7 protein-coding genes are annotated in these 12,506 nt (G+C 65.8%); all 7 read left to right on the forward strand.

What is annotated here, in order from left to right:
• The first annotated feature begins 26 nt into the window (after nt 1-26).
• Complete coding sequence (locus ASC68_RS05030) at nt 27-905, forward strand: F0F1 ATP synthase subunit gamma (RefSeq protein ID WP_055875607.1); 879 nt, start codon at nt 27-29, stop codon at nt 903-905.
• Between the two features lie 17 nt (nt 906-922).
• A complete protein-coding gene (atpD, locus tag ASC68_RS05035; RefSeq protein ID WP_055875610.1) occupies nt 923-2,464 on the forward strand; it encodes a F0F1 ATP synthase subunit beta in 1,542 nt (513 codons plus the stop codon).
• 61 nt (nt 2,465-2,525) lie between these two features.
• Nucleotides 2,526-2,948 carry a F0F1 ATP synthase subunit epsilon gene (locus tag ASC68_RS05040; protein ID WP_055875614.1) on the forward strand — a complete coding sequence of 141 codons (423 nt, stop codon included), beginning with the start codon at nt 2,526-2,528 and terminating at the stop codon, nt 2,946-2,948.
• A gap of 560 nt (nt 2,949-3,508) precedes the next feature.
• Nucleotides 3,509-5,527 (forward strand): methyl-accepting chemotaxis protein, encoded by a 2,019-nt coding sequence (locus ASC68_RS05045; protein WP_055875616.1) that lies wholly within the window; start codon nt 3,509-3,511, stop codon nt 5,525-5,527.
• Nucleotides 5,528-5,656: 129 nt separating this feature from the next.
• Nucleotides 5,657-7,705, forward strand: coding sequence for a methyl-accepting chemotaxis protein (locus ASC68_RS05050; RefSeq protein ID WP_055875619.1), 2,049 nt, complete (start codon nt 5,657-5,659; stop codon nt 7,703-7,705).
• Nucleotides 7,706-8,130: 425 nt separating this feature from the next.
• The gene (locus ASC68_RS05055; RefSeq protein WP_055875622.1) at nt 8,131-9,939 is read left to right on the forward strand and encodes a methyl-accepting chemotaxis protein; all 1,809 of its coding nucleotides are present in this window, start codon (nt 8,131-8,133) and stop codon (nt 9,937-9,939) included.
• Between the two features lie 170 nt (nt 9,940-10,109).
• Entirely contained in the window at nt 10,110-12,410 is a 2,301-nt protein-coding gene (locus ASC68_RS05060) for a methyl-accepting chemotaxis protein (RefSeq protein ID WP_055875625.1), read from the forward strand.
• Nucleotides 12,411-12,506 lie beyond the last annotated feature (96 nt).

A 12,506-nucleotide genomic window follows, 5' to 3' on the forward strand; every position in this document is an offset into this window, starting at 1 on the left:
CCTCGCTATGGGAGTAGAGCGGCCCGATGCCCTCGCTAAAGGACCTTAAGAACCGGATCGCCTCGGTCAAATCGACCCAGAAGATCACCAAGGCCATGCAGATGGTGGCAGCGGCGAAGCTTCGCCGCGCACAGGAAGCAGCCGAGGCGGCGCGTCCCTATGCCGAGCGCATGGGCAACGTGCTCGCGGCGCTGGGAGCAGCCTATGCCGGTCGTGCGGATGCTCCGGCACTGCTCGCCGGCAACGGCCGTGACCAGGTGCACCTCTTGGTCGTTGCGACCGGTGAGCGTGGCCTTGCCGGCGGCTTCAACTCGTCGATCGCCCGTCTCGCCCGTGAAACGGCGCAGAAGCTGATCGGCGAAGGCAAGACAGTGAAGATCCTCACCGTCGGCCGCAAGGGCAACGACATCCTGAAGCGGACGCTGGGCGACAAGATCGTCGAGACGATCTCGTTCCGCGAAGTGCGGACGCTGGGCTATGTCAACGCCGCGACCGTCGGCGAGAAGCTCTTGGCGATGTACGCGGCGGGTGAGTTCGACGTAGCGACGCTGTTCTACGCACGCTTCCGTTCGGTGATCGCGCAGATTCCGACGGCGCACCAGCTGATCCCGGCAAAGTTCGACGCGCCGGCCGCCGATGCGGCGGACACGCTGAACTACGAGTACGAGCCGGACGAGGAAGCGATCCTCGAGGACCTGCTGCCGCGCAACATCTCGGTACAGATCTTCCGGGCATTGCTCGAGAACAACGCATCGTTCTTCGGGGCGCAGATGAGCGCCATGGACAATGCGACGCGCAACGCCGGCGAAATGATCAAGAAGCTGACGCTGGTCTACAACCGGCAGCGCCAGGCCCAGATCACCAAAGAACTCATCGAAATCATTTCGGGCGCGGAAGCGCTCTAGCAGGAACGAGGTAAATCATGGCCCGCGCAGCAACTGCAGCAAAAGCCCCGGCGACCGACAAGGCTCCCGCCGCCAAGAAAGCCCCGGCCGTCCGCAAGGCCGCTTCGACCCCGGTGGTCGCGACTTCCGGCAAGCCGGTCGGCCGCGTTTCGCAGGTGATCGGCGCCGTGGTGGACGTGACCTTCGATGGTCACCTGCCGGCGATCCTGAACGCGCTCGAGACCGACAATAATGGCAGCCGCCTGGTGCTCGAAGTGGCGCAGCACCTCGGCGAGAACGCCGTGCGCACCATCGCCATGGACACTACTGAAGGCTTGGTCCGCGGCGCGCCCGTCGTCGATACCGGCGAGCCGATCTCGGTGCCGGTTGGCGACGAGACGCTGGGCCGCATCATGAACGTGATCGGCGAGCCGGTGGACGAAGCCGGCCCGGTGCAGACCAGGGCCCGCCGCGCCATCCACCAGGAAGCGCCGTCGTTCACCGAGCAGGCCTCGGAAGCACAGATCCTCGTCACCGGCATCAAGGTCGTGGACCTGATCGCCCCCTACGCGCGCGGCGGCAAGATCGGCCTGTTCGGCGGCGCCGGTGTGGGCAAGACCGTGCTGATCCAGGAACTGATCAACAACGTCGCCAAGGCGCACGGTGGTTACTCGGTGTTCGCCGGCGTGGGTGAGCGCACCCGCGAGGGCAACGACCTCTACCACGAAATGATCGAATCGGGCGTGAACAAGGACCCGCATGAGAACAACGGCTCGACCGCCGGTTCGAAATGCGCCCTGGTGTTCGGCCAGATGAACGAGCCGCCGGGCGCCCGTGCCCGCGTGGCGCTCTCGGGCCTCACCGTCGCCGAGCACTTCCGCGACCAGGGCCAGGACGTGTTGTTCTTCATCGACAACATCTTCCGCTTCACCCAGGCGGGCGCCGAAATGTCGGCACTGCTCGGCCGTATTCCTTCGGCGGTGGGTTACCAGCCGACGCTCGCCACTGACATGGGCGCACTGCAGGAACGCATCACCACCACCAACAAGGGCTCGATCACTTCGGTGCAGGCGATTTACGTGCCGGCCGACGACTTGACCGACCCGGCGCCGGCGACCTCGTTCGCCCACCTCGACTCGACGACGACGCTGAACCGCGCCATCTCCGAGAAGGGCATCTACCCGGCCGTGGATCCGCTGGACTCCACCTCGCGCATGCTGTCGGCCAACATCGTTGGCGAAGATCACTACAACACCGCCCGCGAAGTGCAGCAGATTCTGCAGCGTTACAAGGCGCTCCAGGACATCATCGCGATCCTGGGCATGGACGAGCTTTCCGAAGAGGACAAGCTGACCGTGGCGCGCGCCCGCAAGATCGAGCGCTTCATGAGCCAGCCGTTCTTCGTGGCCGAGGCCTTCACCGGTACTCCGGGCATTTTCGTGGCGCTCGAAGACACCATCAAGGGCTTCAAGGGCCTCGTCGAAGGCAAGTACGACCACCTCCCGGAGGCTGCCTTCTACATGGTCGGCACCATCGAGGATGCGGTCAAGAAGGCCCAGAAGCTGGCCGCTGCGGCTTAAGCTTATCTGACGAACTCGGGTTCGCCTCAGGGCGGACCCAGCTCAACCCAAAGGCAGGACCATGGCCGAAGGCACCAAACTCGAAATCGTCTCGCCCGAGCGGCTGCTGCTGTCGGAGACCGTGAAGTCGGTGACCGTGCCGGGCGCCGATGGCTATTTCACCGTGCTGGGCGACCACGCGCCGCTGATGACCACGCTGAAGCCGGGCTTCGTGACCGTCGTTCGCAATGACGGGATCAGCCACGTCTACTACGTGCGTGGCGGCTTTGCCGACATCTCGCCCGAGGGGCTGACCATCCTCGCCGAAGAGGCGCAGGATATCGCCGAATTCGACCGCGCGAAGATCGAAGGGTTGATCGCCGCCGGGCTCACCGCCCAGCAGGCGGCGAACACCGCCGACGAAGAAATGCGCCTGCAGGCGGAAATCGACGGCTGGCGCAACCTGCTGCTCGACGCTGCGGTCGGGACCAGCACCGCACACTGAGCGGACGGCAGATACGGAATTCGAAACGGGCGCCCTGCGGGGCGCCCGTTTTGCTTTTGGGGGCACGATCTTCCGACTGCATGTTCTCAGTTCGCCGATGGCGCAGTCGGCGCACCCTCTCCCGTTTACGGGGGAGGGGGGACCAGCCGAAAGGCTGGTGGGAGGGGGGTGCCCACGCACAAATGGTGGGCGGACGGGGCTAGGCCAGTGTTCGGGGCTCCCCCCTCCCACCACGCTGTCGCGTGGTTCCCCCTCCCCCGCAAGCGGGAGAGGGTTCCTGACTGCACGATGCGGTGGAGGTCCAACGGCAGAGATCGCCTAAATACGCAACCGGAAGCAATTCACCATCCCTTAAGGCAAACTGCGTAATTGTCGATATCGGGAATGCAGCAAGACTAACCGCGCCGGGGCCAGGACAGCCGCGGCCAGTTGTGGAGCCGCGCCCAATTGATCCCCAGCAAAACGAGGCCGTTCACCGGAAGCAATTCCGGACGCGCTCAGTCATTGCCGCAAGTCGTCCACGACGTCGTCCACTCCAGAAGCAGAGCGAGCGCAGACCAATGAAGATCCGGACCCGCCTTTTCCTTATCGTTGCCGTGATGGGCCTGGTGGTCTCAGCGATCGGCGGCCTCGCCATGTATGTGACGGCGTCGTTCACCGAGCGCACCGAGCAGCTCGAAGCGGCATCGCAGCGGGCCTTCAACGGCGAGCACCTCAACCGCCTGGTGACGGCGGTGGTGATGGATGCGCGCGGCATCTATGCCTCGCCCAATGTCGAGAAGGCGGCGCCGTTTGCCGAGGGGCTGCTGAAGTCGCTCGACAAGATCGATGCGCACCTTGCCGAGTGGCAGCCGCTGGTGCCGGCAGCCGATCGGGCGGCGTTCGACCAGGTGGTGGCGCGGACGGCGGAGTTCCGGCAGTTCCGCGCCGAGACGGCACGACTGGCGACGATCGATCCGGCCCAGGCCAATGCGCAGGGCAATAACGACGCCAACCGCGCCAACCGCAAGGCCTACCAGGCCGAGATCGATGCCGTGGTGGAGAACGACCAGGCGCAGTTCGAGGCGATCAAGGCCGAGATCGGCGGTTTCGAGGCGCTGATCCTGCCGGTGGTGGCAGGTGCAACGCTGCTCGGGCTGCTCGCCGGCGTCGGCGCGGCGCTCTATGTCGGCACGCGCTATGTGTCGAACCCATTGACCCGGGTGACCGAGACGATGGCGCGGATCGCCGAGGGCGACTTTGCGACCGAGGTGCCCTATGCGGGCGAAAAGAACGAGATCGGCCAGATGGCGGCCGCGGTGCAGGTGTTCAAGGAGAACGGCATCCGCGTCGCCGAAATGAATGAAGACGAACGCACCCGGCACGAGAAGGCGGCGGAGCGCGCCCAGATGATGCTGGCCTTCCAGAACGCCTTCGATGGGGTGGTGGCGGCGACGCTCAAGGGCGACCTGTCGCGACGCATCGACGCGCATTTCGCCGATGCCGATATCGAGCGCATCGCCAACAACTTCAACGGGCTGATGGATACGGTGGCGAGCGGGTTGAACGAAGCCGGCGACGTGCTCGAGGCGCTGGCCGAGGCCGACCTGACGCGGCGGATGAACGGCGCCTATGAGGGCGAGTTCGCGCGACTGAAGCACAACACCAACACGGTGGCCGAAAAGCTCACCGATATCGTGACGCAGCTGAAAAAGACCTCGTTCGACCTGAAGACGGCGACCGGCGAGATCCTCTCGGGCGCCAACGATCTGAGCGAGCGCACCACCAAGCAGGCGGCGACGATCGAGGAGACGTCAGCTGCGATGGAACAGCTGGCAACCACGGTGCTGGCCAATGCACAGCGCGCCGCCGGCGCCTCGGAAAATGCCGCAGAGGTGACGACGACGGCGGAAGCCGGCGGCGCGGTGATGCTCAACGCCAATGCGGCGATGGGGCGGATCACCGAGAGCTCGGCGAAGATTTCCAACATTATCGGGCTGATCGACGACATCGCCTTCCAGACGAACCTGCTGGCGCTCAACGCCTCGGTGGAAGCGGCGCGTGCCGGCGACGCCGGCAAGGGCTTTGCGGTGGTGGCGGTGGAAGTGCGGCGACTGGCGCAGTCGGCGGCCAGCGCCTCGGCGGAAGTGAAGGCGCTGATCGAGCAGTCGGCGAACCAGGTGCAGGGTGGCTCCAAGCTGGTGGCGGAAGCGGCGGCCAAGCTCGAGCAGATGCTGGTGGCGGTGCGCGGCAACCGCGAGCTCTTGGAAGGTATCGCGCGGGACAGCCGCGAGCAGGCTGCGGCGATCGAGGAGGTCAACACCGCGGTCCGGCAGATGGACGAGATGACCCAGCATAATGCGGCGCTGGTCGAAGAAACCAACGCGGCGATCGAACAGACCGAGGCGCAGGCCAGCGAGCTCGACCGGATCGTTGCGGTGTTCACCGTCGACGGCCAGGCCGAGGCGGCCTCGCCCGTGGTGGAACTGCAGCCGCAGCGCGGGATCAAGGCACTGGAACAGCGGGTGGAGGCAGCGGCGAAGACTTACCTCAGCCGTGGCAACACTGCGATCAAGGCCGACGACTGGGCAGAATTTTAGCTTCAGGTCGGGTTTTCAACTACGCATTAACCATCAGAGAGCACCCTTTGTTCACATCGGGACGCACGCCGGCCGCGTGTGTCCTCTGGGCCGCCAGAAGGCGGTGGCGTCGGCCGACGGAACTTCAGAATGAAGCACAAGGGTACTGCCGGCGCGTCGACGACGCCGGAAACCCGCGCCCAGGCGGCGTCGGGAAGTGGCGTGCGGCTCAGGACCCTGGTGTTCGGGTTGGTCGCGGCGCTGGTGCTGATCGGCGGTGTGGTCGCGGGGGCGAGCCTTTACGTCTCCACCGGCTTCAAGGCATCGGGCCATAGCAGTGAGACGCTGATGAGCTCGATGCGGGCTCACATGACCGCCGACATGCTGCACGACAGCATGCGCGGGCTGGTATACCGCAGCCTCTACGCGGTGATTTCCGGCGATATCACCATGGTCCAGGACACTTATGTCGACGTAAAGACCTATGGCGACTCGTTCCGGGCGGCGATCGCGTCACAGGCCGGCCTTGACGTGCCGACCGACGTTCGCAAGGCGCTCGACAACCTCGCGGGCCCCCTCGACGCCTACATCAACGCGGCGACGGCGCTGGTGGAAAAGGCCACTGAGTTCGACGTTGCCGGCGCAACGACCGATCTTGCCGCGTTCGACCAGAGCTTCGAGGTGCTCGAAGGCGAGATGTCCCAGGTGTCCGATGCGATCGAGGCAGCCAATGTGGCGCAGCTCGGGGCGGCCCAGCAGAATGGCCAGCTTTCCGACATCGCGACCTGGGGCGGGCTGGCCCTGATCGTCGGGCTGGCGGTCGCCACGATGCTGCTGGCGCAGCGGTTCGTGGCCAAGCCCCTGGCGCGGATGACCGAAGGGTTCCGCCGGCTGTCGGAGGGCGACCTCGAGGTTGCTGTCGATGACAATAACAGGATTGCCGAGGTCAACGGCCTCGGCCGGGTGCTCGGCATCTTCCGCGAGGCGCTGCGTAGCCGCGATGTGCTGGCCGGCGAGGCGGCGGCGACTGCCCGGGTGACGGTGGCGCGCGCCGATGCGGCGGCGGCGCTCAACCAGGAGATCGGCGACGTGGTGGGGGCTGCACTGGAGGGCGATTTCAGCCGTAGGGTCGGCACCGACTTCACCGACCAGGATCTGAGGACATTGGCTGAGGGTGTCAACCAGCTGGTCGAGACGGTCGATGCCTCAATCGGCGAGACCGCAGAGGTGCTCGGGGCGCTGGCGCAGGCCGACCTGACGCGGCGCATGGAGGGCAATTATGCGGGATCGCTGAAGAAGCTGATGGACGACACCAACGCGGTCGGCGACCGGCTGACCGAGGTGGTGACCAACCTCCGCTCGACCTCGCGTTCGCTCAAGGTGGCGACGGGCGAGATCCTGTCGGGCGCCAATGATCTGAGCGAGCGCACCACCAAGCAGGCAGCGACGATCGAAGAGACCTCGGCGGCGATGGAGCAACTGGCGGTAACGGTGCTCGAAAATGCCAAGCGGGCGGAATCGGCGAGCAGCAATGCGGCCGATGTCTCGCGGACGGCCGAGCAGGGCGGCGCAGTGATGCGCGAGGCCGAGGCGGCGATGGAGCGGATCACCCAGTCGTCGGCCAAGATCTCCAACATCATCGGGCTGATCGACGACATCGCCTTCCAGACCAACCTGCTGGCGCTCAACGCCTCAGTGGAAGCGGCGCGCGCCGGCGACGCCGGCAAGGGCTTTGCGGTGGTGGCTGTGGAAGTGCGGCGGCTGGCGCAATCGGCTGCGAGCGCCTCATCGGAGGTGAAGGCGCTGATCGAGCAATCGGGCACGGAAGTCGCCGGCGGCTCGAAGCTGGTGGCGGAAGCGGCAGCAAAGCTCGGGGTGATGCTCGAGGGGGCACGCACCAACTATGAACTGCTGCAGGGGATCGCCGGCGAGAGCCGGGCGCAGGCCTCATCGATCGAGGAGGTGAACGTTGCGGTGCGGACACTCGACGAGATGACGCAGCACAATGCGGCGCTGGTTGAGCAGACCAATGCCGCGATCGAGCAGACCGAGTCGCAGGCGGGCGAGCTGGACCGGATCGTCGATATCTTCACCGTCGCCGAGGCTGGCGCGGCGCCGGCCGTGCCGCGGAAAGCGGCGCGGCAGGTCTATCTGAGCCAGGGCAACGCTGCGATCAGCAGCGACTGGAACGAGTTCTAACGCGTTTCACGGATGAGCTGGACCACCGCCTCGCCCACCCACCGGCGGTCATCCCAGCGAAAGCTGGGACCCATTTCTCCACCTGCGCGGGCTGTGAGTTGGGTCCCAGCTTTCGCTGGGATGACACCGAGTAGGTGGTGAGAATGGTGCATCCCCCACCGAGGAATGGGGTTCATGCCAACGGCCAACAGCTACTCCTGTCAGCGAAAGGGCGCCATCTGGCCCCCTTTTTCGTTGCAGCAGCGACAATGGTCGCGAAATAGGCATAACTGCCTATATGAGCAATAACTGCTCACAGAAGCGCGAAGGCGCACACCTCATGGTGTACCGCGCGTTAATACGCATGCCCGGCTTGGAGGTTCTTCAAGCGGATATGCGCTGAAATCACGCCGGATCCGCAGAAGCGGTTTTTGGGGGCAGAAGTCATGGGTCAGTCTATTTTCGCCGGGTTTACCGGCAACTCGCATTCGGATGATCGCAGCAAGGTCGCGGCGATCCTGCGCAGCCAGGCGGTGATCGAGTTCAAGCTCGACGGCACCATCATCACGGCGAACGCCAATTTCCTCGGTGCGACGGGGTATGCGCTGGAGGAGATCCAGGGCAAGCACCACCGGATGTTCGTCGATCCGGTGCAGGCGCAGGGGCCGGACTATGCCGAATTCTGGCGCTCGCTGGGGGCGGGGCAGTTCCAGTCCGGCGAGTATCGCCGCTTCGGCAAGGGTGGCCGGGAGATCTGGCTGCAGGCGAGCTACAACCCGATCCTCGACAAGGCGGGCAAGCCGATCAAGGTGATCAAGTTCGCCTCCGACATTACCGAGCAGAAGAACCGCGCAGCCGACATGGCGGGGCAGGTGGCGGCGATCAGCCGGTCGCAGGCGGTGATCGAGTTCAAGCTCGATGGCACCATCATCAGCGCCAACGAGAACTTCCTTGCGACGCTGGGTTACCGGCTCGAGGAAATCCAGGGGCGGCACCACCGGATGTTCGTCGAGCCCAGCTACGGCGCCAGCGCCGAGTATGAGCAGTTCTGGGCCCGGCTGCGTGGCGGCGAGTTCATCGCGTCGGAGTTCAAGCGCTTCGGCAAGGGCGGCAAGGAGGTGTGGATCATGGCCTCCTACAACCCGGTATTCGATGCCGCCGGCAAGCCGATGAAGGTAGTGAAGTTTGCGTCCGACATCACCGAGCGCAAGAAATCCGAGGCGATCATCGAGCTGCTCAAAACCTCGCTGGCGCGGATGGCCGATGGCGACCTGGGTGGGCGGGTGGATACCCAGTTTACCGGCCAGTACGAGGGGCTGCGGCAGGCATTCAACGCTTCGCTGGAGCGGATCACCGAGATCGTCACCTCGCTGCAGACCACATCGCGGGCGCTGAAAACGGCGACCGGCGAAATCCTGTCGGGCGCCAACGATCTCTCGGAACGTACCACCAAGCAGGCGGCAACGATCGAGGAGACCTCGGCTTCGATGGAGCAACTGGCCTCGACCGTCACCGAGAATGCCAAGCGGGCGGCCGACGCCTCGATCAAGGCGCAGGACGTCAGCAAGACGGCGACCGAAGGCGGCGCGGTGATGGAGAAGGCGACCGCGGCGATGGAGCGGATCACCACCTCGTCGGGCAAGATCTCCAATATTATCGGGATGATCGACGACATCGCCTTCCAGACCAACCTGCTGGCGCTCAACGCTTCGGTCGAGGCGGCCCGCGCCGGCGATGCCGGCAAGGGTTTTGCGGTGGTGGCGGTGGAAGTGCGGCGGCTGGCGCAATCGGCGGCGAGCGCCTCATCGGAGGTGAAGGCGCTGATCGAGCAGTCGGGCACCGAGGTCGCGGGCGGCTCGAAGCTGGTGGCCGAGGCGGCGCAGAAGCTGGTCGCCATGCTGGAGACGGCGCGCGAAAGCTCGAACCTGATCGAGGGTATCGCCACGGCGAGCCGCGAACAGGCGGGCGCCATCGAGGAGGTGAGCTCGGCGGTGCGGGTGCTCGATGAGATGACACAGCAGAATGCCGCGCTGGTGGAACAGACCAATGCGGCGATCGAGCAGACCGAGGGGCAGGCGACCGAACTCGACAAGATCGTCGACGTGTTCTCGATCGAGGACAGCGGGGCGATGTCGATACCAGCCGAGCCGCGCCCCGGCAGCGTCAAGGCTCTGCAGCAGAAGGTGAAGGCGGCGGCCCGCAGTTATCTCAGCGAGGGCAATGCGGCAGTGGCGAAGGACTGGGCGGAGTTCTGACGCGCCCCAGCGGCGCTGATCGTGGACCCCGGCCACTGGCCGGGGTCTCGTTTCTGAGCCGAGGGTGTTGCCTAATATATTGGCATCGGGGCCATCGTGGTTGACCGTTCTTTAACGGCGGACTGCGCTGAATACACGAGAAAGCACTATTCGGCAGGAGCCGTCCCCGCATGCGTATTCGTTCCCTCTCCCTCAAGGTTGCGCTGCTCGGTGGCGCGGCCCTCACGACCGTGTTCGCCATCGGCATGACGCTCCTGGTGCAGCAGGTCGGCGGCACCATGGAGGCGCAGACACGCCAGCTGCAGTCGGAAACCACCCAGGGAATCGCGGCGCAGGTTTCTACCGACCTACTGCGCGGCGAGCGGGCGGCCGAAGGGATCGTCACGGCACTGCAGGGGCTGCACAGCGCAGGGATCAAGGATCGCGCAGTATACGACGCGACCATCCGGCAGTTCCTCGAGCGCAATCCAGGGCTGCTCGGCGCCTGGTCGGGCTGGGAGCCCAATGCACTCGACGGCAACGATGCCGCCGCGGTGAACAAGCCCGGGCACGACGCGACCGGCCGCTACATCCCGTACTGGAACCGCGGTTCGGGTTCGGTGGTGCTGGAAGCGCTGACCGGCTACGACCAGCCCGGCGCCGGCGACTATTACCTGCAGCCCAAGGCGCTGGGGCGCGCCGTCGCCATCGAGCCCTACAACTACACGGTGGCCGGCAAGGACATGCTGATCATGTCGTTCGGGGCGCCGATCATGGATGGCGCAACCTATCTCGGTACTGGTGGCGTCGACCTGTCGCTGAGCGACATCAACACCCGGATGGCCGAGCTGAAGCCGTTCGGTACCGGCAATGTCGCGGTGATTTCGGCCAAGGGCATCGTCGTCGCGCACCCCGACCAGCAGATGATCGGCAAGACGCTCGACGCAGCCGATCCGATGGGCAGTATCGTCACCGCGGCGCTGGCCGACAATATGGCCAAGGAAGCCGACAATGCCGACGTCAGGCAGACGGCGGCGCCGTTCAGCGTCGGCGGCACCGAGGACCGCTGGGTGGTGGTGACGAGCGTGCCGCTGGCGACGCTGCAGGCGGCGGTGAACGAAGGCCGCACCACGATTATCCTGCTTTCAGCAATCTGCGTGCTGGCCGCCTGTGCGATCCTGTTCGGGCTGATCCGCCAGCTGGTGGGCGTGCCGCTCGGGGCGATGGGCCGCACCGTCAAGGTGATGGCGGAAGGCGATTACTCGGTCACTGTCCAGGGGACCGATCGTGTCGACGAGGTGGGCACGCTGGCGCGGGCGGTGGAAGTGTTCCGCGAGAACGGCAAGAAAGTCGCCGAAATGACCGAAGCCGAAGCGGTGCGCATCATCCGCGACCAGGAAGCGCGGGTGAAGATGATGGCCGAGCTGCAGCAGGCGTTCGGCGGCGTGGTGGACGCGGCGATCGACGGTGACTTTTCGAAGCGCGTCGCGGCGGAGTTCCCCGATGCAGAACTGAACACGCTCGCCGGCAGCGTCAACTCGCTGGTCGAGACGGTGGACCGCGGGCTGAGCGAGACCGGCGAAGTGCTGTCGGCGCTGGCACAGACCGACCTGACGCAGCGTGTGCACGGCCAGTATGGCGGCGCCTTCGCGCGGCTGAAGGACGATACCAACGCGGTGGCCGAGCGGCTGACCGAGATCGTCGGGCAGTTGAAGGGCACCTCGCGCTCGCTGAAGACGGCGACCGGCGAGATCCTCTCCGGCGCCAATGACCTCAGCGAACGCACCACCAAGCAGGCGGCGACGATCGAGGAGACCTCGGCGGCAATGGAGCAGCTGGCCTCGACCGTTACGGCCAACGCGCAGAATGCGCAGCAGGCCAGCCAGGCCTCCGGGCGGGTGACGCTGGCGGCCGAGCAGGGCGGCGGCGTGATGCAAGAAGCCAATGCGGCAATGGAGCGGATCACCAGCTCATCGGGCAAGATCTCGAACATCATCGGGATGATCGACGATATCGCCTTCCAGACCAACCTTCTGGCGCTCAACGCCTCGGTGGAAGCGGCGCGCGCCGGCGATGCCGGCAAAGGGTTTGCCGTGGTGGCCGTCGAAGTGCGGCGCCTGGCGCAATCGGCAGCCGGAGCCTCCAGCGAAGTGAAGGCGTTGATCGAGCAGTCGGGCGGCGAAGTGAAGGCCGGCTCGCGGCTGGTGGCGGAAGCGGCCGAAAAGCTCGAGGCGATCCTTGTCGCGGCGCGCTCGTCGAACCAGCTGATGGAAAAGATTGCCCGCGACAGCCACGAACAGGCTTCGGCGATCGAAGAGGTCAACACCGCCGTGCGGCAGATGGACGAGATGACCCAGCACAACGCGGCGCTGGTCGAGGAAACCAACGCGGCGATCGAGCAGACCGAGGCACAGGCGACGGAGCTCGACCGCATCGTCGAGGTGTTCCAGGTGGCGGAGCAGGCGCATGGCGGGATGCGGCGGGCGGCTTAGGGGCGGCGCGGCCCCACCCCGCCCAGCTCCGCTAGGCCGCTGCCGCGGCCAGCTGCGCTACCCTCCCCATCAAGGGGAGGGAGACGCTAGAGCCGA

The organism is Devosia sp. Root105 (assembly GCF_001424865.1).
Classification (GTDB): domain Bacteria; phylum Pseudomonadota; class Alphaproteobacteria; order Rhizobiales; family Devosiaceae; genus Devosia_A.

Coding starts and splice junctions, on each gene's coding strand:
- ASC68_RS05030 (WP_055875607.1), top strand. CDS start 27: ATGCCCTCGCTAAAGGACCTTAAGAACCGGATCGCCTCGGTCAAATCG.
- atpD (WP_055875610.1), top strand. CDS start 923: ATGGCCCGCGCAGCAACTGCAGCAAAAGCCCCGGCGACCGACAAGGCT.
- ASC68_RS05040 (WP_055875614.1), top strand. CDS start 2,526: ATGGCCGAAGGCACCAAACTCGAAATCGTCTCGCCCGAGCGGCTGCTG.
- ASC68_RS05045 (WP_055875616.1), top strand. CDS start 3,509: ATGAAGATCCGGACCCGCCTTTTCCTTATCGTTGCCGTGATGGGCCTG.
- ASC68_RS05050 (WP_055875619.1), top strand. CDS start 5,657: ATGAAGCACAAGGGTACTGCCGGCGCGTCGACGACGCCGGAAACCCGC.
- ASC68_RS05055 (WP_055875622.1), top strand. CDS start 8,131: ATGGGTCAGTCTATTTTCGCCGGGTTTACCGGCAACTCGCATTCGGAT.
- ASC68_RS05060 (WP_055875625.1), top strand. CDS start 10,110: ATGCGTATTCGTTCCCTCTCCCTCAAGGTTGCGCTGCTCGGTGGCGCG.